Source organism: Micromonospora globbae (assembly GCF_036184225.1).
GTDB lineage: Bacteria > Actinomycetota > Actinomycetes > Mycobacteriales > Micromonosporaceae > Micromonospora > Micromonospora globbae.
The window spans coordinates 4,265,542-4,288,529 of sequence record NZ_CP108084.1; the positions used below are offsets into that span (position 1 = coordinate 4,265,542).

A 22,988-nucleotide genomic window follows, 5' to 3' on the forward strand; every position below is an offset into this window, starting at 1 on the left:
CCGCCGCGCCGATCGCCCCTCCCCGGTCCCCGGCCGTGCACGGCGAGCATCACGGGCACGGGCCGCCGACCTTCCTCCCGGCCCCGGCCGTGTACGGCGGGCGGTCACCGGCGGCCCGGCCCGCCGACGTCGTCTTGGCTTCCGACCGCGGCGCGCGTCACCCGTACGGCCTGGGCAACGGCGACGGGCGCCGCTCCCGGATGGTCCGGGGGCGACGCCCGTCGTGGGTGTCGTCGAGCCGAGCGGTCAGGCGCGGTCGATGTTGGTGGCGGTGTCCTCGGTGTAGCGGGCCCCGCCGTCGGACTCGCTGGTCAGCGGCTTGGCACCGCCCTCTGGCGGCCCGGCGAGGGTCTGGCCGGCGGCCAGCTCCGGGAACTTCATGTCGAACGCCGGCCGCTCGGAGCGGATCCGGGGCATCCGGTCGAAGTTGCGCAGCGGCGGCGGGCAGCTGGTGGCCCACTCGAGCGAGTTGCCGTGGCCCCACGGGTCGTTGACCTCGACCACCGGACCGGTCTTGTACGACTTCCAGCAGTTGTAGATGAACGGGAGCGTCGAGATACCGGTGATGAAGGCGCCGATCGTGGAGACCGTGTTCAGCGTGGTGAAGCCGTCGATCGCCTGGTAGTCGGCGTACCGCCGCGGCATGCCCTCGTTGCCCAGCCAGTGCTGCACCAGGAACGTGGTGTGGAAGCCGATCATGGTGAGCCAGAAGTGCACCTTGGCGAGCCGCTCGTCGAGCATCCGGCCGAACATCTTCGGGAACCAGAAGTAGATGCCGGCGAACACCGCGAACACGATGGTGCCGAAGAGCACGTAGTGGAAGTGCGCCACCACGAAGTACGAGTCCGAGACGTGGAAGTCCAGCGGCGGGCTGGCCAGCAGGACGCCGGTGAGGCCGCCGAAGAGGAACGTCACGAGGAAGCCGATGGACCACAGCATCGGCGACTCGAAGCTGACCTGGCCCCGCCACATCGTGCCGATCCAGTTGAAGAACTTCATACCGGTGGGCACGGCGATGAGGAAGCTCAGGAAGCTGAAGAACGGAAGCAGGACCTGGCCGGTGGCGAACATGTGGTGCGCCCACACACTCATCGACAGCGCGGCGATGGCGAGGGTCGCGGCCACGAGACCCTTGTAGCCGAAGATCGGCTTGCGGGAGAAGACCGGGATGATCTCGCTGATGATGCCGAAGAACGGCAGCGCGACGATGTACACCTCGGGGTGGCCGAAGAACCAGAAAAGGTGCTGCCACAGCATCGGCCCGCCGGTCGCCGGGTCGTACACGTGGGCGCCGATCAGGCGGTCGGCGGCGAGCGCGAACAGCGCGGCGGCCAGCAGCGGGAAGACCAGGATCACCAGGAGGCTGGTGACCAGGATGTTCCAGGTGAAGATCGGCATCCGGAACATCGTCATGCCGGGGGCGCGCAGCGTCAGGATCGTGGTGATCATGTTGACCGCGCCGAGGATCGTGCCCAGACCGGAGATGGCGAGGCCCATGACCCACATGTTGGCGCCGACGCCCGGGGAGTGCTCGACGCTGCTCAGCGGCGTGTACGCGAACCAGCCGAAGTCGGCGGCGCCACCGGGGGTGATGAAGCCCGCGGTCGCCATCGTGCCGCCGAACAGGTACAGCCAGTAGGCGAAGCTGTTCAGCCGGGGGAACGACACGTCGGGCGCGCCGATCTGGATCGGCACGATGTAGTTGGCGAAGGCGAACACGATCGGCGTCGCGAAGAACAACAGCATGATCGTGCCGTGCATGGTGAAGAGCTGGTTGTACTGCTCCGGCGACAGGAACTGCAGCCCCGGCCGGGCCAGCTCGGCCCGCATGATCAGGGCCATCAGGCCACCGATCATGAAGAACGCGAACGCGGTGACCATGTACATGATCCCGATCTGCTTCGCGTCCGTGGTCCGCAGCAGCCGCGCGATGGCCGACCCCTTGACCGGTTCTCGGACCGGCCAGGGCCGGGTCACGACCGGCTTGGGTGCGACGGTGGTCACGAGTGGCCTCCGGTTCTCGGTTGTTTCGCTCGGCACGCGCTGAAACTGGCGAGCCGTCATCCGCAAGGAGGATAGTCCCCGGCAGGTGGGGGTGCCGCGTGGGGTGGCCAGCTACGATCATCGGCCGCGCCCGCCGGCGCTCACAGCGGACCGAGCAACAGCCGGTAGTGGTCCCCGAAGATCCGGTCGCCGCGTCCGCGCAGCAGCGGGTCGCGCAGCGCCGGCGGGACGTCCCGGGTCCGGTTGCGGTCGCGGGTCCGGTCCCGGACCCATCGCGTACGCGGACGGCGGCGGCTCTCGTACGCCACGAGGGCCGCCTCGACGCTGCCGGCGCCGGTGAGCGCCTCGGCGAGTACCACGGCGTCCTCCAGTGCCATGGCGGCGCCCTGGGAGAGCGTCGGGGCGGTGGCGTGCGCGGCGTCGCCGACGAGCAGCACCCGCCCCCGGTACCAGCGGCCCAGCTCCACCTCGTCGGTGATGCCGACGTTCACCCACTCGACGGCGTCCAGCAGCTCCGGCACCGGCCCTCCGTAGGAGCCGAAGACCTCGCGCAGGCGGGCCACCGGGTCGGCGGGCGCCTCCGTGCCGGCCTCGTCGGCGTAGCAGTGCAGCCGCCCGGCGCCGATCGGCACGACGAGGAACCCGGAGCGCTGGCCGAGCAGGGCGGTCCACTCGGTGACGGGCGGTCCGTCGCGCAGCACGGTGCGGTAGACGACCTGACCGGCCGGCCGGGGCGGGCCGCCGAGCGCGGCGAGCGTCCGCACCGACGAGCGGGGCCCGTCGGCGCCGATCACCAGGTCGTACTCGGCGGCGGTGCCGTCGACGAAGGTCACCCCGACGCTGGTGGGCAGGAGGTCGAGCGTGCGCACCTCGGCGCCGTGCCGGACGGCCCCGCCGGCACCGGTGAGCAGCACCCGGTGCAGCTCGGCGCGGGGCAGGGCGCGGCACTCCCCGACGCCGGCCCACAGCGCGTCGAGGTCGACCTCGCAGAGCGGCTCGCCGGCGGCGTCGAGGAAGCGCTGCCGGTGCACCACGTGCCCGAGGCGCCGGACCGGATCGTGCAGGTCCAGCCGGTGCAGCGCCCGGGCGGCGTTGCCGGGCAGGTAGAGGCCGGTCTCGTGGGACTCTCCCGGTGGCAGCTTCTCGGTGACGTCGGGGCGGAAGCCCGCCAGCCGCAGTGCCCGGGCCACGGCGAGGCCGGCGATGCCCGCGCCGACGATGAGGATGCGCAGGGGGGAGCCACGCATGGTGCGGTACGCCTCCGGGAGGGGTTTCGGCACGCGTCGGATACAGGACACTACTCGGTGCAATCAGCGCACACCAGGCCCGATCGGCCCACGGGAACGCTCCCGGGGGCTTTCCCGCCCCGGTCGGGCGGCGACGACGCCCCGTCGCCCGGGCCGCCCGGCGCCCTCGCTCGGGTGGATCCGGTCTGCCACCTGGGCCGCCCGGCGCTGACGCACGGGTACGGCCGAGCCGCCGGGCGGACGGGTGGGGAGCGCCGGCCGGCGACCGGCCCGGACGGGGCCACCAGGCGCAAAACCTGACTTTCCGCCCCTTTCCGTCGTGCGGTTGCGCCACTGTTTCACGGATGTAAATGTGTTCTCTGCGTGGGAGCGCTCCCGTACCTCGTCCGGCGCCCAGGGCAGGCGCCCACCCCCAAGGAGCAGCATGAGACGTCTACTTCGGGCCCTGGCGGCCACCGGCCTGCTGGTCAGCGGCTCCCTCGTCGCCGTGGCCCTGGGCGGGAACGCCTCCGCCGACACCCAGATCTGCGAGCAGTACGGCTCGACCGTCATCGGCAACCGCTACGTCGTGCAGAACAACCGCTGGGGCACGAGCGCCCAGCAGTGCATCAACGTCACCGACACCGGCTTCGAGATCACCACCCAGAACGGCAGCAACCCGACCAACGGCGCGCCGACCGCGTACCCCTCGGTCTACCTGGGCTGCCACTACACGAACTGCTCCCCCGGCACCAACCTGCCGATCCAGGTGAGCCAGATCAGCAGTGCCACGAGCAGCATCACCTACCGGTACGTGAGCGGCGCCATCTACAACGCGTCGTACGACATCTGGCTCGACCCGACGCCGAAGACCGACGGCGTGAACCAGATGGAGATCATGATTTGGCTCAACCGCCAGGGGCCGATCCAGCCGATCGGCTCCCCGGTCGGCACCGCCACCCTCGCGGGACGCACCTGGGAGGTCTGGCGGGGCAGCAACGGCTCCAACAACGTCATCTCGTACGTGGCGCCGTCCCCGATCACCAGCCTGAACTTCAGCGTGCTCGACTTCATCACCGACGTCCGCAACCGCGGGGCCATCACGAACTCGTGGTACCTGACCAGCATCCAGGCCGGTTTCGAGCCGTGGCAGGGCGGCGTCGGCCTCGCGGTGACCTCGTTCTCGGCGGCCGTGAACGGGGGCGGCACCCCGCCGCCGACCACGCCGCCGCCGGGCACGGGCTGCGCCGTCACCTACACGCCGAACTCCTGGAACACCGGCTTCACCGCCGACGTGCGGATCACCAACACCGGGTCCGGCACGGTCAACGGCTGGACGCTGACCTACCAACTGCCCGCCGGGCAACAGGTCACGAACTCCTGGAACGCGACGGTGAGCCAGAGCGGCTCCACGGTGACCGCGCGGAACCTGAGTTGGAATGGCACGATCGCGCCGGGCGGCAGCGCCAGCTTCGGCTACCAGGGCACGCTGAGCGGGGCGTACGCCTCGCCGACGAGCTTCACGCTCAACGGGGTGCCCTGCGCCGCGGCCTGAGACCCGCGCGGGGGTGCGCCTTCCGGACGCACCCCCGCGCGGTCAGCGGACGCGACCCCCGTCCCGGTCGCGTCCGGACCCCGCGCGGAGGGTGCGGCACCAGGGCCGCACCCTCCGCGCCCGTCACCCCGTGCCGCCCGCACCGGGACGCGCCACGGCGGCTCGGGGCGCGCTCAGACCCGGGTCAGGCGGACCGCGTCGGCGATGACCAGGCCGCCGGCGGAACTCCACCGGCTCACCGCCACCCGGTTCGCGTCCCCGGCGGGCAGCGCGAACGTGCCGAGGGTGCGCCACTGCCCACCGGTGACCCGCTGGTCGACGTAGACCGTGCGGTTGCCGGTGGTCGTGGCGACGATGTAGGGGGTGGCGCTGTTGTAGCCGGCGTTGGCCGGCCACCAGGCGTCGACGCGGTAGTTGCCGGCGGCGGGCACGTCGAAGCGGTACCAGGCGGGGTCGCTGGCGGCGACCGGGTCGGCGTACCGGTAGTCGGCGCCGTAGCGCTGCCCGGAGTACGAGGAGACACCCCAGTTCCCGCTGGCGCTGAAGCGACCGGCGGTCGTGTTGTCCACGACGGACGACCAGGCGCCGCCCCCACCGGCCATCTTCGCCGCCACGTCGGCGCGCATGACGTCCAGGTCGATGAAGGAAGGGTCGATCTTGCCGGTGGTGCTGGTCTCCCGGTGCCCCCGCGCGTGGCTGGCGTCCCGGCCCAGCCGGGTGAGCACGGCCGCGGTGGCGGCGATCGAGGCGTCGTACTGCGCCGTCGTCATCTCCTGGGACACGCCGTTGTAGTCGATCTCCCAGCCGATCATCAGCGTGTTGCCGTCACCGGCCGGGATCGGTCCGCTGCCCCGGCTCACGCCGGCGTGGTTGCAGCGTCCGGCCGAGATGACGTGGAAGACACCGTGGTAGTCGACGAGGGCCTGGCAGAGCGGACCGGGCAGGTCCGAGCGGCCGTTGATGCAGATGTTCAGCGCCGGGTGCGGGTTCGTGGCGCTGGAGGTCGACGCCGTGTGGTGCCAGAGCACGCCGATCGGGTTGAAGTCGCCCGGACGCATCCGGTTGAGCCAGTCCCCCTCGACGACGACCTGGACGCCCGCGGACCGGAGCACGTCCACGAGCCAGGGAATGGTGGCCATCAGGCACCGCCGAGCAGGTCGGCCAGGCACTCGGCCTTCGGCGCGTCGTCCGCGGGGGCGGCGGCGGCCGGGGCGGGTCGGAGGGTGGCGCCGGTCACCGCGGCGGCCACCAGGGCCGGGACACCGAGCAGGCCCCGGCGGCGCAGACGGAGGGGTCGGGACGTGGCCATGGCGCTCCTTCAGCGAGGCGGAGGGGTCACGACGCATCGACGTACGTGATGGCGGCACGCTACATCCTCACGTACGTCTATGTCGATACCCTTCATCACCGCTCGCTCGGCTGAAGGAAATTGGCAGACGCCGGTCAGGTCGAGCCGAGCGCGTCGATGTCGCGCATCTCCTCGGCCGTGAGCGAGAAGCGGAACACGTCGGCGTTGGCCTGGATGCGCTCCGGGGTCACGCTCTTCGGGATCACCACGATCTCGTGGTCGATGTGCCAGCGGAGCACCACCTGGGCCGGGGACACGTCGTGCGCGGCGGCCACCCGGGCCAGCACGGGGTGGGACAGGTCGCTGGTCGAGAGCGGGCTGTAGCCCTCCAGCACCACGCCGCGGTCCCGGTGCTCGGCGTGCCGCTGCCGGTCGTACAGGAACGGACTCCACGGGATCTGGTTGACCGCCGGGTTCTCCTCGGTGGCCTGGATGAGCTCGTCGATCTGCGACGTGCTGTAGTTGCTCACCCCCACCGCCCGCGTCAGGTTCTCGTCCCGGGCCGCCAGGAACTCCCGCCACACCGGGATGCTGTCCTCCGCCGAGGTGGGCGGCCAGTGGATCAACCACAGGTCCACGTAGTCGGTGTCGAGCGCCCGCAGACTCGCCTCCAGCGTCGCGCGCTCCTGGCCCACCCGCTGCGGAGGCAGCTTCGTGGTGATGAAGACGTCCTCACGACGCAGTCCGCTCTCCTTCAGCGCCTGGCCGACCTCGTTCTCGTTGCCGTACATCGTTGCGGTGTCGATGTGCCGGTAGCCGGCGTCGAGCGCGGCCAGCACGGCGTCGTACCCCGCCTTGCCGGTCGCCCGCCACGTGCCGAAACCGAGCAGGGGCATCCGCACCTCGCCCGGGAGCAGGACGGTGGGCTGGTCCTCGTGGTCCATGACGACCGTTCTACCCGCCCGCACCCCCCGCATGCGGCGGAACCCGGCACTCCGCGCCGGCCAGCGCGACCGGCCCGGTTGCCGGAGAATGCGGGTGTGGCGGACCGGCTTGAGGAGTACCGACGCCGGCGGAACGCGGCCCGCACCCCCGAGCCCGTGCCGGAGAAGCCCGCGCGCCGGCGCGGCGGGCGTGCCGCCGGACGGTTCGTCATCCAGCAGCACCACGCCCGCAGCCTGCACTGGGACCTGCGCCTGGAGCGCGACGGGGTGCTGGCCTCCTGGGCGGTCCCGCGCGGGCTGCCCCGGGACACGGGCCGCAACCATCTCGCCGTGCACACCGAGGACCACCCGATGGAGTACCTCGACTTCCACGGCGAGATCCCGGCCGGCGAGTACGGCGGCGGCACCATGACGATCCACGACCGGGGGACGTACCGCTGCGAGAAGTGGCGCGACGACGAGGTCATCGTGGTGCTCGACGGGGAGCGGACCTCCGGTCGCTACGTGCTGTTCGCCACCGGCGGCAAGGAGGGCCGGGACTGGATGGTCCGGCGGATGGACCCGCCGCCGGAGGGCTGGACGAGCATGCCGGACCTGGTCCGCCCCATGCGTCCGACGCCCGCCGCGCGTCTCCCCCGCGACCAGGCCGAGTGGGGTTACGAGCTGCGCTGGGACGGAACCCGCTCGGTGGCGTACGTCTCGGGCGGGCGGCTGCGGCTGCTCGCCGAGGACGACGAGGAGGTGACCGGGTCGTACGCCTGGCTGCGCGACCTGGCCGAGGCGATGGCGCCCACCGAGGCGGTGCTCGACGGCGTGCTGGTCCGCATCGACGGCGCCGGGCGGGTGCGCCCGGCCCCGGCCACCAGCGGAAGTCGCGTGCCGCAGGGCGCGCAGTACCTCCTCTTCGACCTCCTCTGGCTGGAGGGCGTGACCTGTGTGGAGCTGCCGTACGCCCAGCGCCGGGAACTGCTCGACGGTCTGGCGCTGAACGGCCCGCGCTGGCAGACTCCGCCGTGGTTCCCCGGCACGGGCGCCGAGGCCCTGCGCACCGGCCGCGAGCAGGGGCTGCCGGGGGTGGTGGCGAAACGGCTCGACTCCCCCTACGAGCCGGGACGGCGCAGCCGGCGCTGGTTGAGCATCGACGCGACCTGACGGCGAGGAGCGACGTGTACCTGACCCACCTGGAATGCCCCCGCTGCGGCCAGGACCGTCCCGCGGACCGCCCCCAGAACCTCTGCGACTGCGGCTCGCCCCTGCTGGCCCGGTACGACCTCGCCGCCGTGGCCCGGGCGGTCACACCGGAGCGGTTCCCGCTGCGCCCGGCGGACCTCTGGCGCTACCGGGAGCTGCTGCCGGTGGCCGACCCCCGGCACGTCACCAGCCTCGGCGAGGGGTGGACGCCGCTGCTGCGGGCGCCCGCGTACGGCGCGGAGATCGGCATTCCCGACCTCATCGTGAAGGACGAGGGGCTCACCCCGACCGGCTCGTTCAAGGCCCGGGGCGCCGCGGTGGGGGTGAGCCGTGCCCGCGAGCTGGGCGTGGAGCGAATCGCCATGCCCACCAACGGCAACGCCGGGGCGGCCTGGGCGACGTACGCGGCGCGCGCCGGGCTCGGCGCCACCATCGTCATGCCGCTGGACGCGCCGGTCATCTGCCGCCGCGAGTGTGTGGCCGCGGGCGCCGACCTGCGCCTCGTCGACGGGCTCATCAGCGACGCCGGCCGGCGGGTGGCCGACCTGGTCGCCGCGTCCGGCGGCGCGGTCTTCGACGCCGGCACGCTGCGCGAGCCGTACCGGCTCGAGGGCAAGAAGACCATGGGGTACGAGATCGTCGAGCAGCTCGGGTGGCAGGTGCCCGACGTCATCATCTATCCGACCGGTGGCGGCGTCGGGCTCATCGGCATCCACAAGGCGGTGGAGGAGCTGCGCGAGCTGGGCTGGATCGAGGACCGGACGCCCCGGCTCGTGGCCGTGCAGTCCACCGGTTGCGCGCCGATCGTGCGGGCCTTCGCCGCCGGCGAGGAACGCGCCCAGCCGTGGGAGGACGCGCGCACCGTGGCGTTCGGCATCACCGTGCCGGCCCCGCTCGGCGACGAACTGATCCTGGCCGCGCTGCGCTCCAGCGCCGGCACCGCCGTGGCCGTGTCCGACGAGGAGATCGTGGCCGACCTGCGGGACTTCGCGGCGCGGGAGGGGCTGCTGCTCTGCCCGGAGGGGGCGGCCTGCCTGACGGCCGCCCGGCACCTGCGGGCCGGCGGCTGGATCCGGGCCGGGGAGCGGGTGGTGGTGCTCAACACCGGCACGGGCCTGAAGTACCCGCACACCGTGGACGTGTCCCGCGTGCCGGTGCTGCCCTGACGTCGACGGTCAGTACCAGTTGGGGTCGGTCAGCCGCCAGGCCGCGTTGATCAGGCCGATGTGCGACAGGGCCTGCGGGGTGTTGCCCAGTTGGGCGCCCGTGCCCAGGTCGACCTGCTCGCTGAACAAGCCGACGTCGTTGGCGTGGCCCGCGACCCGCTCGAACAGCTCCGCGGCCCGCCGCCGCTGGCCGGTCATCGCCAGGCACTCCACCAGCCAGAACGAGCAGAGCAGGAAGCCGGCCGGGTCGGTGTTCCAGCGCCGGACCAGGCCGTCCTCGGTGCCCAGTTCGCGCTCGACGACGGCGATGGTCGAACGCATCCGGGGGTCGGTGGCCGGCAGGAAGTGCGTGATCGGCAGGAACAGGGCCGAGGCGTCCAGCTCGGCGGAGCCGAACGCGCCGGTGAAGGCGCCGATCCGCTCGTTCCAGCCCTCGCGGAGCACGGTGTCGCGGATCTCGTCACGGATCACCGCCCAGCGCCGTGGGTCGGCCTGCGCACCCAGCCGGTCGGCCAGCAGCACGGCCCGGTCCATGGCCGTCCAGCAGAGCACCTTCGACGACAGGTAGTGCCGCTCGTCCTCCCGGGTCTCCCACATGCCCCGGTCGGGCAGGTGCCACGTGCAGGCCACCTGCTCGGTGAGGCCGAGCACCATCTCCCGCAGTTCCTCGTCGAAGGTGTCCCCGAGGTAGTCGCGCAGCCGCCAGACCGCGGCAAGGACCTCGCCCGGCACGTCGAGCTGTCGCTGCCGCCAGGCGTCGTTGCCAACGCGTACCGGCAGGCTCCCGCCGTAGCCGGGCATGTGCGGGCAGACATGCTCGGTGAGGTCCCGCTCCCCCTCCAGGCCGAACACGACCGGCACCGGCTCGTCGCCGATGCGGCCGATGGAGCGGGTCACCCAGGCGAAGAGGCGGGACGCCTCGTGCGGGCACGCCGCCACCCAGAGCGCCCGCATGGTCATGGCGAAGTCGCGCAGCCAGGAGTACCGGTAGTCGTAGTTGCGGTCGCCCCCGAGCTTCTCGGGCAGCGAGGTGGTCAGCGCCGCCGCCACGGCGCCGCTGCGGGCGTACGTCAGGCCGGTGAGCACGGTCGCGCTGGGGCGGACCAGCTCCGGGTACCGCCCCGGGTACGTGTGCGTCTCCCGGTACGCCTCCCACGCCTGGATCGTCTCGGCCAGCGTGGTCAGCGGGTCCACCCGCACCGGTGGCTCTCCGTAGGTCCCCCCGTACGCCAGGTGGAAGCCGACGACCTGGCCGGCGGAGACCTCGAACTCCTGCCGCACGCTGTCCCGGCCGGCCCGCAGCGGCAGCCCCCGGGCGCCGAGCACCAGGGCCACCGGGCCGGCGGTGGCCAGCACGCTGCCGTCCGGCTGGTCGTACAGGTACGGGGTGAGCAGGCCGTGTTCGGGGCGGGGCACGAAGTCCAGCCCCATCCGGACCCGGCCGCTCAGCCCTTCGACGACCCGGATCAGCACGCCCGGGGAGTTCATGCCGAGCTCGTGCGCACGGGCGCCGACCTCCGCGGCCAGCGCGTCGGTGACCGCCACGCTCCCCTCGGGCGTGTGGTGCACGGTGCGCAGCACCAGGGTGTCCGGGTGGTACGCGCGTTCCACCCGGTGCCCGGCCCCGCCGGCGCCGACCGGGCCCAGCTGGAAGTGCCCGGCGTCGGGCCCGAGCAGCCGCGCGAACACGGCGGACCCGTCGAAGCGGTCCGGGCACCACCAGTCGACCGAGCCGTCCCGGCTCACCAACGCGCCCGAGCGGCAGTCGGAGAGGAATCCGTAGTCGGAGATCGCCGGCTGCTCCACCCACGCCGGGTACCCCGGTCGACCGGGATCCAACGGCCGGGGCGGTCCCCGTCAGGCAGGCGGCTCGTCCTCGCCGGCCTCCTCCGCGGCGTCCGCCTCCTCCTTCGTCCGGTGCACCGCCTGGTCGGCGTGCTCCGGCGGGCCGTAGACGGTGTAGAGCACCAGCGGGTTGGGGCCGGTGTTGACGAAGTTGTGCTTCGTGCCGGCGGGCACGACCACGAGGTCGCCCTGGACGACCTCCCGCTTCTCCCCCGCCACGCGGGCCTCGCCGGTGCCGCTCACGAAGGTCAGGATCTGGTCGATGTCCTCGTGCACCTCTTCGCCGATCTCACCGCCCGGCGGGATCGTCATGATCACCAACTGGGTGTGCCTGCCGGTCCACAGCACACGCCGGAAGTCCGGGCTCTTCTCGGCGACGGTCGCGATCGTGAAATGCTCCATGCCGCTGCCCATACCCGTTCGCGTGCCGCGCCACGCCGGGACTCGCAGATGGTGGAATTCGCCACTTCATCGAGGTTTGGTTCCGGACGGAACGGGGATCGACCCTGCGACCGGCGCGGTTCGCCGGTCGAGCCAGGTCCCCGCTGTCGTACCGCCGAACGGCTGCGGTGGTGGGAGACGGCCAGAGCGCGGCGACGCTCCGACCACGGTCGGGCGGCGCCGTGCGCTCGTCTGCGCCGCGCCCGCTCAGGCCAGCACGGCGAGGTGGAACGGCCGGTCCGCGGCGGTGCCGTCGCTGGTGAAGGTCTCGACGAAGACCCCGTTCGGGATGCCGGTGCGGCCGGCCACCGAGATCACGCCGGCCGGCGCGACGCCGGTGCTGCCGGGGAGTCCGAGAGTGCCGACGTAACCGGCCGCCGACACGTCCTGGTCGAAGATCACCTGGTACATCCCGGTGGCGAGACGGTCGGCGGTGGCGACGCCGAGCCCCCGGACCAGCGTGCCGTTGGCGTTGACCACGGCGAAGAGCACCCGCGCGGTCGCCGGCAGGCCGACACCCGCGCAGGTGGTCACCTCGTCGTCGGCGCGGACGGCATCGCCCTCCTCCGGGGCAGGCTGGGCCGCCGACAGCCGCCGGGATCTCGAGCTGGGCATGGTGGGGTCCTCTCCCTGCTGACCGGCCCGGCCGGCCAGCGATGAGGCGGTCTGGGGCAACAGGGGATCAGCGGCGATCGCACCCTCTGTCATCGAACCTAGATCGGCGTTCGCGCGGTCAACCAGTCGGAGCCCTGTCCGATCATGGACATTCCTCGATACCGCGAGGTCAGTTCACCTATCCTGGCCCGCCGCAGCTCAGTCGTCCTCCACGGCGACCGGTTCCCCGCCGAGGCAGCGCAGTTTCAGCTCGTACCGTCCGGCGGCGCCCTCGAAGCGGACCTCGACGTCGTCGTCGGGGCCCCGGTCGGCGTCGCGCGCACGGAAGCCCTGGGCCGGCGACCACGAGACCAGCCGGATCCCCTCGGGCGTGCACTCGGCGACCGCCGTTCCACCTGCCGTGGCGAAGCTGCGCCGCGCGCCGGCCGGCGGTGACGCGGCCGGCGGTGTCGCGGTGGCCGGTGCGGCCGTCGCCGCCGGCGCCCCGGTGGGCGAGGACGGTGGCGGGTCGGCGGCGAGGGCACGGGCGATCTCGTCCTCGCCGCGCACCCCACCCGGCGTCCCGGTGATGCTCTCCCCGACCAGGCGGATCGCGCCGAGCCCGATGAGGGTGGCGACCGCGGCGGTCGCCAACCACCCGATCGACACGAGGAGCCAACGGCGGCGCATGTCGCGAGTGTGCCCGACCGGACGTTGGCGCGGGCACATCGGGACGCTAAGGGAGGGTTAACGGTCTGCCGCGACGGCCCGGGCAGCGGCTAGCCTGCGAAAGGTGGCCCGCCTGCTGCTCATCGAGGACGACCTCGCCATCCGGACCCCGCTGATCCGGGCGCTGCGGGAGCGCGGGCACGCGGTGGCCGCCGCCTCGACCGCCATGGCCGGCCTCCGCGACGCGCTCGACGACCGGCCCGACCTCGTCGTGCTCGACCTCGGGCTGCCCGATCTGGACGGTCGGGAGCTGCTGCGGATGCTGCGCGCCGTCAGCTCCGTGCCGGTCATCGTGGCCACCGCCCGGGACGACGAGGCGGAGATCGTGCGGGTGCTCGACGCGGGCGCCGACGACTACGTGGTCAAGCCGTTCACGGCGGCGCAGCTCGACGCCCGCGCCCGGGCGGTCCTGCGCCGCGCGCCGGGCGCCACCGGGGCGGCCGACCCGCCGCTCGTCGTGGGCGGCCTGCGCGTCGACCCCCGGTCCCGGCAGGTGACCCTGGACGGCACGCCGGTCGACCTCACGCCGCGCGAGTTCGACCTGCTGCACCACCTCGCGGCCCGTCCCGGCCAGGTGGTCACCAAGCGCGAGTTGCTCACCGAGGTCTGGCAGATCCCGTACGGCGGCGCCGACAAGACGGTCGACGTGCACCTGTCCTGGCTGCGACGCAAGCTCGGCGAGAGCGCCCAGGAGCCGCGCTACCTGCACACCGTGCGCGGGGTCGGCGTCCGGCTGGAGCCGCCCCGGGCCGCCGGATGAGGGCTCGGCTGGCGCTGCTGGTCGCCGCCGTCAGCGTCCTCATCCTGCTCGCGTTCCTGGTGCCGCTGGCGCTGCTGGTGCGCACCGTCGCCGAGGACCGCGCGACGGTCCGGGCCACGGCCGACGCGCAGAGCCTCGTGCCGGTGGTCGGGACCGCCGACGAGGCGACCATCCGCCTCACCGTCGAACAGCTCGCCGCCGAGTCGGGCCGGCCGGTGAGCGTGTACCTGCCCGACGGGACGGTCCTCGGCACGCCCGTGCCCCGCACCCCGGCCGTCGCGCTGGCCGCCCGCGGCCAGAGCCTGACGGGCGAGTCGGCGTCCGGGCGGGAGGTGGTCATCGCCGTGCAGGGCCGACCGGACGGCACGGGCGTGATCCGCGTCGGCGTGCCGCGCGACCAGCTCACGGCGGGGGTCACCCGGGCGTGGCTCGTGCTGGCGCTGCTCGGGTTCCTGCTGGTGCTCATCGGCCTGGTGGTCGCCGACCGGCTGGCCCGCACCCTGGTCCGGCCGATCGGCGCGCTGTCGGCGGTCTCGCACCGGCTCGCCAACGCCGAGCTGGACGCCCGGGTCACCCCCTCCGGGCCGCCCGAGCTGCGGGAGGTGGCCCGCGCGCTGAACCACCTGGCCGGCCGCATCCAGGAGCTGCTGGTGCAGGAACGCGAACAGGTGGCCGACCTGTCGCACCGGCTGCGGACGCCGTTGACCGCGCTGCGCCTGGAGGCGGAGTCGCTGCGCGACCCGGAGGACGCGGCCCGGATCACCGGCGCCGTGGACGGCCTCGAACGGGCCGTCACCGGGCTGATCCGGCAGGCCCGGTGGCGGCAGACCCCCGCCGCCGGCCCGGCGGGCGCGGACGCGGCCGAGGTCGTCGGCGACCGGGTGGCCTTCTGGTCGGTGCTGGCCGAGGACACCGGGCGGTCCGTGACCCTCGACCTGGCGCCCGGCCCGATGCCGGTCGGCGTACCGGCCGACGAGCTGACGGCCGCCGTGGACGCGCTGCTCGGCAACGTCTTCGCGCACACGCCGGACGGCACCGCGTTCAGCGTGCGGCTCGCCCGCGAGGGCGGACAGACGGTGCTGACCGTGGCCGACCGGGGCCCCGGCCTGCCGGCCGACGCGGTCCGCCGGGGCGCGAGCGCGGCCGGCTCGACGGGACTGGGCCTGGACATCGTCCGCCGCGCCGCGCAGGCCGCGGGCGGGCGGCTGGAGCTGCGTACGGCGCCGGGCGGCGGGGCGGAGGTGCGGGTCCTGCTCGGCCCGCCGCCGGCCCGGCCGGGCGCCACCGCGACGCTCCCGGCGCAGGCCCCGGACGCTTAACCCGGCCTTAGCCTTCGGGCAGCGCGGCCCTATCCGCCGTGGACCGATCCTCGATGGCAGGAACCGAGGAGAGGTGGACATCATGAGGCGTAGTTCGATGATCCTGGCGTCGGCCGGCGGCGTGGCCGTCCTGGCCGTGGCGGGGGTGGCGATGGGCGTCGCCGTGGCCGACGACGGACGGTCCCCCGGCGCCGCCCTCGTCGCGGCCACCACGGCGCCGACGCCGGGCGGCAGCACCACGGCGCCGACGCCCGACGACAGCACCACGGCCCCGGCACCGGACGACAGCACCACCGCCGCGACGCCGGGCGGCTCCTCCTCCACCGGCGGTACGCCGTCGGGGAGCACCGGACCGGCCGGCGAGTCGCGGATCGACCCGCAGCGGGCCGGCGAGATCGCCCTCGCGAAGGCCGGTGGCGGACGCATCGTCGAGATCGAGGCCGAGCAGGAGCACGGCCGTCCGGTATGGAGTGTCGAGATCGTGTCCGGGGACGTGGAACACGACATCGACGTCGACCGGGACAGCGGTGCCGTGCTCCGCGTGGAGCGGGAGGCCGCCGACGACGACGGTGACGACGACGGGCGCCACGACGGCTCGGACGACGATGACGATGACGACGACCGGCACGGCGACGACGACTGAGCGGCGTCCGCGGCCCACCGCCCGACCGGCGGTGGGCCTGCCGGCGTCCCTCGTCGGGCCGCGTGGCCCTGTCACCGCGCGATCCGTCCGCCTACATTGAACTATGGAGCCCGCCCACGGGGGTCGGGCGGCGGAACCGGTCTACCGCCCCATCCTCGCCTGTCGGCGGGGCGAGCTGGAGGCGTTGGGTCATCTCGACGTCACCGTCGCCCCGCTGGTCGCGCCGATCCTCGACATCGACATCCTCGACGCGTCCGTACCGGAGGCTCTCGCCCGGCTTCCCTCGGGACTCGTCCCCGCCGTCGACGTGAGCCGACTGCCCGACGCCCGCGAGACCGAGCTGGTGCGCTGGGGCGTACCGCTGGTGCCGGTCGTGGGTCTCGGCGAGAGCGACCGACGGCTGGTCGCGCACGGGGCGGCGGCCCGGGCGTACGCGCGGCGGGCGGTGATCCGCCTGCGCACCCGGCGGGACCGCTCGGGCCCGGACGCGACGACCGCGGCCGTGGAGCGGATCTGGCGGTTCACCCGGACGGCGCCGGAGCAGTGCGACCTCCTCGTCGACGCGGGCGACGTGTGCTGCCCCGCCGACCTGCGGGAGGCCGAGTGGCGCATCCGGCGGCTGCTGGACTGGTCACGCCGGTACGCCTGGCGGTCGGTGACCGTGGCGTCGGGCGGCCTGCCGCCGACCCTGGCCCGGCTGCCCACCGACGAACCCGTCCGGCTGGAACGCTGGGACTGGCAGCTGTGGGAGCGCGTCGCCGACCGCGACGTGGGCTACGGGGACTACGGCGTCGGGTCGGCCCAGGGCGGTGCCGGGCAGCCGGGCGACCGGCTGCCCACGATGTGCTACACCACCGACGGCGCCTGGTGGGTGTACCGCTGGTCGCGGCGGGGTGGCCGGGGCGACGACCGGGTGGCGGACCTGTGCCGCACCCTCGTCTCCGCGCCGCACTGGCCCGTCGCCGGGGCGGCGTTCTCCTGGGGCGACCACGAGATCCTGCGCCGGGCACGCCGGGTCGCCGGCGCGGGCTCGGCCAGCGCCTGGACGGCGTGGAGCACGTCCCACCACCTGGCGCAGGTGCTGACGGACCTGCGGTACGCGGGCCCGGACGGCCGGCCGGAGTGGAACGGTGTGGACACGGCGGAACGCCGCCGGTCGTCCCGGCCGTCACGCGGCGGGGACGCCCGGCGGGCGGGTTAGGAGCGGGGGGCGGCGCCCCGTGGGGCGCGCCCCGCCGGGTCACTGCTTCTCGGTGAAGCCGAACTGCACGATGCCCTGGTCGTCGACGGTCGCGTCGACCGAGGCGTCGCCGAGGATCTCCGCGGCGTCGGCGTCCAGGAAGATCCGCGCGCCCTGGTTGTCCACCACGTGGTCCCCCTGCGTCGGGCCGGCGACCAGCTCGACGGTGAGCGAGCCCGCGGAGGCGTCGGCGGCGATACGCACCCCGCCGTCCTCGCCGACGTCCTGCTGGTTGGCCAGGTCACGGATGACCAGGACGGCGTTGTCGGTCATGGTGAGCATGGTGGAACTCCTCGTGGCTTCTCTCGGATCGCGGTCGGAACGGCGCAGACCGGTGATCGGCCCGCGTCCGGGGTACACGTGGGAGGCGATCGGGCGACATCCGTTGTCGTCGCCGCGTCGGGGCAGGTGAAAGGGCCCCCTCACCGCCTACGGTGCCCCCCTCCGGGCGATCCGTCAAATAGAGCCCGATCAGTCGAGGACGGCGGCCCGCGTGAGCAGCGCGCGGATTTCCCGCACCGCCGCGCGTCCGGCCCGGTTGGCACCGACGGTGCTCGCGGACGGCCCGTACCCGATCAGGTGAATCCGCTCGTCGGCGACCACCCGCGTACCGTCCATCACGATTCCGCCGCCCGGCCCGCGCAGCTTCAGCGGGGCGAGGTGGTCGAGCGCGGCCCGGAAGCCGGTGCACCAGAGGATCGTGTCGGCGGCGACGAAGCGGCCGTCGGCCCAGGCGACGCCGTCGGGCGTGATCCGGTCGAACATGGGTAACCGCTCGAGCACACCCTGCTCGCGGAGCCTTCGGACCTCCGGGGTGACCGGGAGTCCGGTCACCCCGACGACGCTGGCCGGCGGGCGGCCGGCCCGCACCCGGGCCTCGACGAGGGCGACCGCGGCCCGGCCGTGCTCCGGGGTGAACTCGATCTCGCGGAAGTCGGGCGGGCGCCGGCTGACCCAGGTGGTGTCGGCGGCGACCGGGGAGATCTCGCCGAGCAGTTGGACGGCCGACGTGCCGGCCCCGACCACCACCACGCGCCGTCCGGCGAACTCGTCCGGCCCCCGGTAGTCGGCGGTGTGCAGTTGCCGGCCGCGGAACGAGGACCGGCCCGGGTAGTGGGGCCAGAACGGCCGGCTCCAGGTGCCGGTCGCGTTGATCAGGGCGCGCGCCGTCCACCGGCCGCGGTCGGTGCGGACGTCCAGCCGGCCGTCGGGCAGGGAACGGACCGCCTCGACACGGACCGGACGCTCCACGGCAAGCCCGAACTCCCGCTCGTACGCGGCGAAGTAGTCGCTGACCACCTCGGCCGCCGGCCGGTCCGGCGCGGCGGCGGGGAACGGCATGGCGGGCAGGTCGTGGAAGCCGTGGACCCGGTCCACGGTCAGCGTCGGCCACCGGTGCCGCCACGCGCCGCCGGGTCCGTCGTCGGCGTCCAGGATCACGAACCCGGTTCCGGGGGTGGAACCGGCCCTGCGCAGGTGGTAGCCGGCGGAGAGGCCGGCCTGACCGGCGCCGACCACCACCACGTCGACCGAGCGGGCGTCCATGCCGGGTGCAACAACCGGGCGGGCGCGCCTCTGCCCCCGGTGCGGCGTTCCGCCGCTCACAGTCCCCACGGACCGGCTCGCTCACGGTGCTCGGACTGCCCGGCGCCCGCGGACTCATGGCGGAAACCTTCGGCTAGAGACCTTTCCCGGCGATAATCTTCGTGACAGCATCGGCGCATGCATCGTCGTCTCTTCCCCCGGACGCTCGCGCTGGTCGCGATGGTCGCCGTCGCGGCCACCGCCGGCGCCCCCGGCGCGACCGCCGAGGCCCCACCACCCTCCGTCACCCGGCTGAACGCGACCCTCGACGCGATCCTCGCCGACGCCCGGCTGGACGGCGCGCAGGCGTCGGTGGTCGTCGCCGACGTGGCCACCGGCCAGAGGCTCTACGACCGCAACGGCGACCGGCGGCTGGTGCCCGCCTCCAACACGAAGCTGCTCACCTCCACGGCCGCCATGGCGCTGCTCGGGCCGGACCACCGGTTCACGACCGACGTACGGACCAGCGGCAAGCGCCGGGCGGGCGTCGTCTCCGGCAACCTCTACCTGCGCGGCGGCGGCGACCCGACCATGCTGGCCGCCGACTACGACGCGCTCGCCGCGCAGGTGGCCGCCTCCGGCGTACGGGTGGTGACCGGCAACCTGGTCGCGGACGACACCCGCTACGACAGCACCCGTCTCGGGCCGGACTGGACCTGGGACGACGAGCCCTGGTACTACGCCGCACAGGTCTCCGCCCTGACCGTCGCGCCGGACACCGACTACGACGCCGGCACGGTGATCGTCCACGCCGCGCCCGGCCGGGCCGGCGCCGCACCCGTGCTCACCACCACCCCGCCGACCAGCTACCTACGCTTCGACAACCGGGCGACCACCGTCGCCGACGGGGAGACGTCGATCTCCTTCGAGCGCGAGCACGGCAGCAACACGGTCGTCGTGACCGGCCAGATCGCGGTGGGCGACGAGCCGGCCAGCGACTGGGTGACGGTCTGGGAGCCGACCGGCTACGCGGCCGACGTCTTCCGGGCCGCGCTGAAGCGGCACGGCGTACGGGTGCTCGGAGCGACGGTGCTCGGCCGACCCACCCCGTCCGGGGCGACCGCCGTGGCCCGCCACGACTCGATGCCGCTGGCCGAGCTGATGGTGCCGTTCCTCAAGCTCTCCAACAACGGCCACGCCGAGGTGCTCACCAAGGAGATCGGCGCGGTGGTCCGCGGGTCCGGCACCTGGTCGGCCGGGCTCTCGGCCATCGCCGGGTACGTCGCCGGCGCGGGCATGGACACCGGCACGCTGCGGCAGCGGGACGGCTCCGGCCTCTCCCGGCGCAACCTCATCCCCGCCGGCGAGTTCGTCGACCTGCTCACCGCCGTGCGTTCCGAGCCCTGGTTCGACGCGTGGTACGCGGCCCTGCCGATCGCCGGGCAGGCCGAGCGCTTCGTGGGCGGGACCCTGCGCAGCCGGATGCAGGGAACGCCGGCCGCGGGGAACGTGCACGCCAAGACCGGCAGCCTCACCGGGGTGTCGGGCCTCTCCGGCTACGTCACCGACGCCGACGGCCGGGTGCTGGCCTTCTCGATCCTGTTGAACAACTACCTGGCCTCCTCCGTGAAGGGGCTGGAGGACCAGATCGCCATCGCGCTCGCCACGCACAGCGAGGCGAGCGCGCGTACGGCGCGGGTGGCGCCGCCCGTGGCCCCCGCGGCACCAGCGGCGCCCGAGGGGCTGGAGTGCTCCTGGGTCAAGCCGATCGCCTGCTGACCGCCCCGGGGCTCCCGGCCGTCACGGCCGGGAGCCCGCCGGTCGGGCGCCGGGTCGCGGGGGCAGCGGTGCCGCCGGGTCGCCGCGCTCGATGAGAGCGGCGATGTCGGCGTCGGCCAACCCGCGCATCGCCAGCACCCGGGCGCCCCAACGGTGCAGGCGGCAGGGGTGCGGGTTGGCGTCGTTGCGGCAGACGGTCCCGCCGGACCAGCTCCGGGGCGCGTGCACCACCACGGCCCGGACCGCGAACTGGGCGTCCTCGCCGGTGACGTACGGCGGCATCGGGATCTCCCGGAGCAGGTCGCCGGGCGCCTCGGCGGCACCGGTCGGCGCGTCGGGACGGACGCGGTGCACGGTACTGCTGCTCACTGCACAATCCTCCACACGGGACGGTCGGACCGGGACAGCAGAAAGCTACGTCGCCGCCGGTGCGGAGTGACGGACAAACTGTCCCGTCAGACACGTTCCAGCACGACCACCGGGATCTCCCGGTCGGTGCGGGCCTGGTAGTCGTCGTACGCCGGCCAGATCTTCGCCATCGTCTCCCACATCCGGGGCTTCTCCTCGGGCGTGGCGATGCGGGCGCGGGCCGTGAACCGCTCCGCGCCGACCTGCACCTCGGCCCGGGGATCGGCCAGGAGGTTGAGGTACCAGGCCGGGTGCCGCGGCGCGCCGCCCTGCGAGGCGACGACCAGGTAGTCGTCGCCGTCGCGGCCGTAGATGAGGGCGGTACGGCGCAGGGCGCCGCTGCGGCGGCCCCGGGTGGTGAGCAGCAGCGTGAACACACCCGGCCGCCACTCGTGGCCCTCGGCCCCGTCCGTGGCGACGTACCGGTGGATGTGCTCGGCGACCCAGCTCGCGGGGCTGTCCAGCACCTGCTCCCCAGCGGTCATCGCGCGGCTCCCTTCCGATCCTCGACGGTCGATGTGCCCACGCTACCCCCGGCCACCGGTCCGGGGACGCTGATCGCCGGGGGGTGCGCGGCAGCGGCGTCACGGTCGCCGCCGCGGCCGGCGGGGTCACCGCAGGGCGACCGCCTGGAGGCCGACGTTTCCGCAGTCCGGAGTGAACACCTCCTCGGCCGTCCAGGTGACGAGCAGTCGCACGCCCTTCGGAGCACGGAAGCGCAGCGTGAACTCGGCGCTCCGGCTCGTGTGCGGGTCCTCCATGCGGAGGGTCGTGGTCGGCCCGCCGACCGACAGGCGCGCCTCCAACCGGCCCCGGGCCATCCAGAGCCCGGCGTACAGCCGCACCGTCCGCAGCTCGCCGTCGGCCGAAACGGCCAGCGCGAAGCCGGTGCCGGCGCCGCAGGTGTAGACGCCGTTCGCGGTACGGTCGACCGCCCGCTCCGAGGTGCCGTCCCGCCAGCTGAACAGTTCCTGGTTGCCGTCCCAGCCCCGGCGGGCACCGCTGCCGCCCTGGTCGACGATCTCGCCGGAGCCACCGCGCTTGCGGTCCGTCGAGTCGCCCCCGTCCAGCCCCCAGTGCATCCAGTCCCGGGTGCCCACGGCGGTGAGGTCCACCTCGGCCGGGATGTCCGCCCGCGTGACGGTGAGCAGCGGGGGCTCCGCGGGCGTACGCGTGGTGACGGACGGGCTCGGCGACGGGGACGGCGGCCGTTGCCGGGGCCGGAGCCCCGGGCTCGCCGGGTCGGTGCCGGTCCGGTTCGCCTCGATCGCCGGGTAGCCGCTCGGCCGGCCCGCCCCGGCGGGCGCACCGCCGGGCGGCGGCGCGGCCTGGGGCTCCGGCCGGGTGGCGACGTACGACACCAGGGCGGTGAGGCAGGCGAGCAGGGCCACCCCCGCGACCACCCACCGGTGGCGGCGGACCGGGGCCAGCACGTCGGACGCGAGGGCGTGGCGACGGAACGCGCGTCGCGCCCCGGCCGGGTGCCCTTCGGCGGAGCGGTGCCGGCGTGGCCCGCCGGATCCCCGGCGCGCGGCCCGCCGGCCGGACGCACCCGTGCCCGCCCGGGGCAGGTCCTCCTCCGCCACCGACCCTCCGCTCCCCGCCGGCCTCCGGGCCGGCGCGACAGACCGCCCACGGCACGCCGGGCGGTGTGGCCGCGTCGCACACCGGGACGGTCCACCCACCCGGTCTGGTACGGCAAGGTAGCGGACATCGGTCGAAAGCGAAATCTGGCCTGGCCCGGCCCGCCCCCCGACCCCTCGCGTCGATCATGAAGTTACTGCCGACAAATCAGACACAGACCGGCGACAACTTCATGATCAACGCGGAGCCCGTGGAGCCCGTGGAGCCCGCCGAGCCGGGGCGGGGCGGGGCCGGGAGTGGGGGGCCGGGCGGGTCAGCGCCGTTGGCGGCGGCGCAGGCCGCGACCCGGATGCCAGCTCTCGATCACGAGGTGGTCGGGCGGGTCGCCGACACGGGTCAGCACGACCTCGGTCAACTCGATGCGGAACCGGTGCGAGCCGTCCTCGCCCGGCGGCTCCTCGTGGGCGATCCCGCTGATCTTCGCGTCGCCGTCCCACGCGGACGGGTCGTCGGCCGGGGCGTCCTCGGTCGGGCAGTGCAGGGCCACCCGGGGGTCGCGACGCAGGTCCAGGGCCTTGACCGCGCCGGCCATGCTGCCCAGCCGCAGGTCCCCGTCGTCGAAGTCGAACTCGGTGCCGCTGATCCGCGGGGAGCCGTCCCGGCGAAGCGTCGCCATGGTCCCGTGCTTGCGCACCGCGAACCGGGCGCGCACCCGTTCGGCGAACTCTGGTTCCTCTGCCACAAGGTC

The 22,988-nt window shown here is 74.1% G+C and carries 23 protein-coding genes; 8 read left to right on the plus strand and 15 right to left on the minus strand.

Going from position 1 to position 22,988, the window contains the following annotated elements; translation table 11 throughout:
• Positions 1 to 246: 246 nt before the first annotated feature.
• A complete protein-coding gene (gene ctaD / locus OG994_RS19000; RefSeq protein ID WP_120329961.1) occupies positions 247 to 2,004 on the minus strand; it encodes an aa3-type cytochrome oxidase subunit I in 1,758 nt (585 codons plus the stop codon).
• Between the two features lie 140 nt (positions 2,005 to 2,144).
• A complete protein-coding gene (locus OG994_RS19005) occupies positions 2,145 to 3,251 on the minus strand; it encodes an FAD-dependent monooxygenase (RefSeq protein ID WP_120330109.1) in 1,107 nt (368 codons plus the stop codon).
• A 424-nt stretch (positions 3,252 to 3,675) separates the two neighbouring features.
• On the opposite strand from OG994_RS19005, the gene OG994_RS19010 reads away from it, so the two are divergent.
• Entirely contained in the window at positions 3,676 to 4,785 is a 1,110-nt protein-coding gene (locus tag OG994_RS19010; protein ID WP_120329962.1) for a GH12 family glycosyl hydrolase domain-containing protein, read from the plus strand.
• A 173-nt stretch (positions 4,786 to 4,958) separates the two neighbouring features.
• Here OG994_RS19010 and OG994_RS19015 read toward each other — a convergent pair whose 3' ends face one another.
• The 3 genes from OG994_RS19015 to OG994_RS19025 form a co-directional block, all read right to left on the minus strand.
• Complete coding sequence (locus OG994_RS19015) at positions 4,959 to 5,924, minus strand: golvesin C-terminal-like domain-containing protein (RefSeq protein WP_120329963.1); 966 nt, start codon at positions 5,922 to 5,924, stop codon at positions 4,959 to 4,961.
• On the minus strand, positions 5,924 to 6,094 hold the full coding sequence (locus OG994_RS19020) for a hypothetical protein (RefSeq protein ID WP_192902201.1): 171 nt from the start codon (positions 6,092 to 6,094) through the stop codon (positions 5,924 to 5,926). Before OG994_RS19020 ends, OG994_RS19015 begins: the two co-directional genes overlap by 1 nt.
• A 134-nt stretch (positions 6,095 to 6,228) precedes the next feature.
• Entirely contained in the window at positions 6,229 to 7,017 is a 789-nt protein-coding gene (locus OG994_RS19025) for an aldo/keto reductase (RefSeq protein WP_120329964.1), read from the minus strand.
• Between the two features lie 96 nt (positions 7,018 to 7,113).
• On the opposite strand from OG994_RS19025, the gene OG994_RS19030 reads away from it, so the two are divergent.
• Both OG994_RS19030 and OG994_RS19035 read left to right on the plus strand, forming a co-directional pair.
• The gene (locus tag OG994_RS19030; RefSeq protein WP_328850486.1) at positions 7,114 to 8,169 is read left to right on the plus strand and encodes a DNA polymerase ligase N-terminal domain-containing protein; all 1,056 of its coding nucleotides are present in this window, start codon (positions 7,114 to 7,116) and stop codon (positions 8,167 to 8,169) included.
• Between the two features lie 14 nt (positions 8,170 to 8,183).
• Positions 8,184 to 9,374 (plus strand): threonine synthase, encoded by a 1,191-nt coding sequence (locus OG994_RS19035; RefSeq protein ID WP_328850488.1) that lies wholly within the window; start codon positions 8,184 to 8,186, stop codon positions 9,372 to 9,374.
• Positions 9,375 to 9,383: 9 nt separating this feature from the next.
• Here the strand turns inward: OG994_RS19035 and OG994_RS19040 are convergent, their stop codons facing one another.
• From OG994_RS19040 to OG994_RS19055, 4 genes are all read right to left on the minus strand, one after another.
• On the minus strand, positions 9,384 to 11,180 hold the full coding sequence (locus OG994_RS19040) for a glycoside hydrolase family 15 protein (protein WP_120329967.1): 1,797 nt from the start codon (positions 11,178 to 11,180) through the stop codon (positions 9,384 to 9,386).
• A gap of 51 nt (positions 11,181 to 11,231) precedes the next feature.
• A complete protein-coding gene (locus OG994_RS19045; protein WP_120330110.1) occupies positions 11,232 to 11,621 on the minus strand; it encodes a cupin domain-containing protein in 390 nt (129 codons plus the stop codon).
• 246 nt (positions 11,622 to 11,867) lie between these two features.
• Positions 11,868 to 12,275, minus strand: coding sequence for a hypothetical protein (locus OG994_RS19050; RefSeq protein WP_120329968.1), 408 nt, complete (start codon positions 12,273 to 12,275; stop codon positions 11,868 to 11,870).
• A 198-nt stretch (positions 12,276 to 12,473) separates the two neighbouring features.
• Positions 12,474 to 12,944, minus strand: coding sequence for a septum formation initiator (locus tag OG994_RS19055; RefSeq protein WP_120329969.1), 471 nt, complete (start codon positions 12,942 to 12,944; stop codon positions 12,474 to 12,476).
• A 103-nt stretch (positions 12,945 to 13,047) separates the two neighbouring features.
• On the opposite strand from OG994_RS19055, the gene OG994_RS19060 reads away from it, so the two are divergent.
• From OG994_RS19060 to OG994_RS19075, 4 genes are all read left to right on the plus strand, one after another.
• Complete coding sequence (locus OG994_RS19060) at positions 13,048 to 13,743, plus strand: response regulator transcription factor (protein WP_120329970.1); 696 nt, start codon at positions 13,048 to 13,050, stop codon at positions 13,741 to 13,743.
• Complete coding sequence (locus OG994_RS19065) at positions 13,740 to 15,062, plus strand: sensor histidine kinase (protein WP_120329971.1); 1,323 nt, start codon at positions 13,740 to 13,742, stop codon at positions 15,060 to 15,062. The genes OG994_RS19060 and OG994_RS19065 overlap by 4 nt, the downstream gene beginning before the upstream one ends.
• 82 nt (positions 15,063 to 15,144) lie before the next feature.
• Positions 15,145 to 15,705 carry a PepSY domain-containing protein gene (locus OG994_RS19070; protein ID WP_328850490.1) on the plus strand — a complete coding sequence of 187 codons (561 nt, stop codon included), beginning with the start codon at positions 15,145 to 15,147 and terminating at the stop codon, positions 15,703 to 15,705.
• A gap of 103 nt (positions 15,706 to 15,808) precedes the next feature.
• Positions 15,809 to 16,906, plus strand: coding sequence for a beta family protein (locus OG994_RS19075; protein ID WP_328850491.1), 1,098 nt, complete (start codon positions 15,809 to 15,811; stop codon positions 16,904 to 16,906).
• A gap of 39 nt (positions 16,907 to 16,945) precedes the next feature.
• Here OG994_RS19075 and OG994_RS19080 read toward each other — a convergent pair whose 3' ends face one another.
• The gene (locus tag OG994_RS19080; protein WP_120329972.1) at positions 16,946 to 17,227 is read right to left on the minus strand and encodes an adhesin; all 282 of its coding nucleotides are present in this window, start codon (positions 17,225 to 17,227) and stop codon (positions 16,946 to 16,948) included.
• A 189-nt stretch (positions 17,228 to 17,416) separates the two neighbouring features.
• Complete coding sequence (locus tag OG994_RS19085) at positions 17,417 to 18,490, minus strand: NAD(P)-binding domain-containing protein (protein WP_328850493.1); 1,074 nt, start codon at positions 18,488 to 18,490, stop codon at positions 17,417 to 17,419.
• Positions 18,491 to 18,667: 177 nt separating this feature from the next.
• Between OG994_RS19085 and dacB the strand changes: the two genes are divergently transcribed.
• Positions 18,668 to 20,248 (plus strand): D-alanyl-D-alanine carboxypeptidase/D-alanyl-D-alanine endopeptidase, encoded by a 1,581-nt coding sequence (gene dacB / locus OG994_RS19090; RefSeq protein ID WP_328850494.1) that lies wholly within the window; start codon positions 18,668 to 18,670, stop codon positions 20,246 to 20,248.
• Between the two features lie 21 nt (positions 20,249 to 20,269).
• Here the strand turns inward: dacB and OG994_RS19095 are convergent, their stop codons facing one another.
• The 4 genes from OG994_RS19095 to OG994_RS19110 form a co-directional block, all read right to left on the minus strand.
• On the minus strand, positions 20,270 to 20,617 hold the full coding sequence (locus OG994_RS19095) for a hypothetical protein (protein WP_328850495.1): 348 nt from the start codon (positions 20,615 to 20,617) through the stop codon (positions 20,270 to 20,272).
• Positions 20,618 to 20,703: 86 nt separating this feature from the next.
• Positions 20,704 to 21,141 carry a nitroreductase family deazaflavin-dependent oxidoreductase gene (locus OG994_RS19100; protein WP_328850496.1) on the minus strand — a complete coding sequence of 146 codons (438 nt, stop codon included), beginning with the start codon at positions 21,139 to 21,141 and terminating at the stop codon, positions 20,704 to 20,706.
• Positions 21,142 to 21,267: 126 nt separating this feature from the next.
• Positions 21,268 to 22,242, minus strand: coding sequence for a hypothetical protein (locus OG994_RS19105; RefSeq protein WP_328850497.1), 975 nt, complete (start codon positions 22,240 to 22,242; stop codon positions 21,268 to 21,270).
• 311 nt (positions 22,243 to 22,553) lie between these two features.
• Positions 22,554 to 22,982, minus strand: a complete 429-nt coding sequence (locus OG994_RS19110; RefSeq protein WP_240033047.1) for a pyridoxamine 5'-phosphate oxidase family protein — start codon at positions 22,980 to 22,982, stop codon at positions 22,554 to 22,556.
• Positions 22,983 to 22,988 lie beyond the last annotated feature (6 nt).

Excerpts from the sequence above, each read along its gene's own strand:
- OG994_RS19005 (WP_120330109.1), bottom strand. The coding sequence starts at position 3,251 with ATGCGTGGCTCCCCCCTGCGCATCCTCATCGTCGGCGCGGGCATCGCC.
- OG994_RS19010 (WP_120329962.1), top strand. The coding sequence starts at position 3,676 with ATGAGACGTCTACTTCGGGCCCTGGCGGCCACCGGCCTGCTGGTCAGC.
- OG994_RS19015 (WP_120329963.1), bottom strand. The coding sequence starts at position 5,924 with ATGGCCACCATTCCCTGGCTCGTGGACGTGCTCCGGTCCGCGGGCGTC.
- OG994_RS19020 (WP_192902201.1), bottom strand. The coding sequence starts at position 6,094 with ATGGCCACGTCCCGACCCCTCCGTCTGCGCCGCCGGGGCCTGCTCGGT.
- OG994_RS19025 (WP_120329964.1), bottom strand. The coding sequence starts at position 7,017 with ATGGACCACGAGGACCAGCCCACCGTCCTGCTCCCGGGCGAGGTGCGG.
- OG994_RS19045 (WP_120330110.1), bottom strand. The coding sequence starts at position 11,621 with ATGGAGCATTTCACGATCGCGACCGTCGCCGAGAAGAGCCCGGACTTC.
- OG994_RS19050 (WP_120329968.1), bottom strand. The coding sequence starts at position 12,275 with ATGCCCAGCTCGAGATCCCGGCGGCTGTCGGCGGCCCAGCCTGCCCCG.
- OG994_RS19055 (WP_120329969.1), bottom strand. The coding sequence starts at position 12,944 with ATGCGCCGCCGTTGGCTCCTCGTGTCGATCGGGTGGTTGGCGACCGCC.
- OG994_RS19065 (WP_120329971.1), top strand. The coding sequence starts at position 13,740 with ATGAGGGCTCGGCTGGCGCTGCTGGTCGCCGCCGTCAGCGTCCTCATC.
- OG994_RS19070 (WP_328850490.1), top strand. The coding sequence starts at position 15,145 with ATGAGGCGTAGTTCGATGATCCTGGCGTCGGCCGGCGGCGTGGCCGTC.
- OG994_RS19075 (WP_328850491.1), top strand. The coding sequence starts at position 15,809 with ATGGAGCCCGCCCACGGGGGTCGGGCGGCGGAACCGGTCTACCGCCCC.
- OG994_RS19080 (WP_120329972.1), bottom strand. The coding sequence starts at position 17,227 with ATGCTCACCATGACCGACAACGCCGTCCTGGTCATCCGTGACCTGGCC.
- OG994_RS19085 (WP_328850493.1), bottom strand. The coding sequence starts at position 18,490 with ATGGACGCCCGCTCGGTCGACGTGGTGGTGGTCGGCGCCGGTCAGGCC.
- dacB (WP_328850494.1), top strand. The coding sequence starts at position 18,668 with ATGCATCGTCGTCTCTTCCCCCGGACGCTCGCGCTGGTCGCGATGGTC.
- OG994_RS19100 (WP_328850496.1), bottom strand. The coding sequence starts at position 21,141 with ATGACCGCTGGGGAGCAGGTGCTGGACAGCCCCGCGAGCTGGGTCGCC.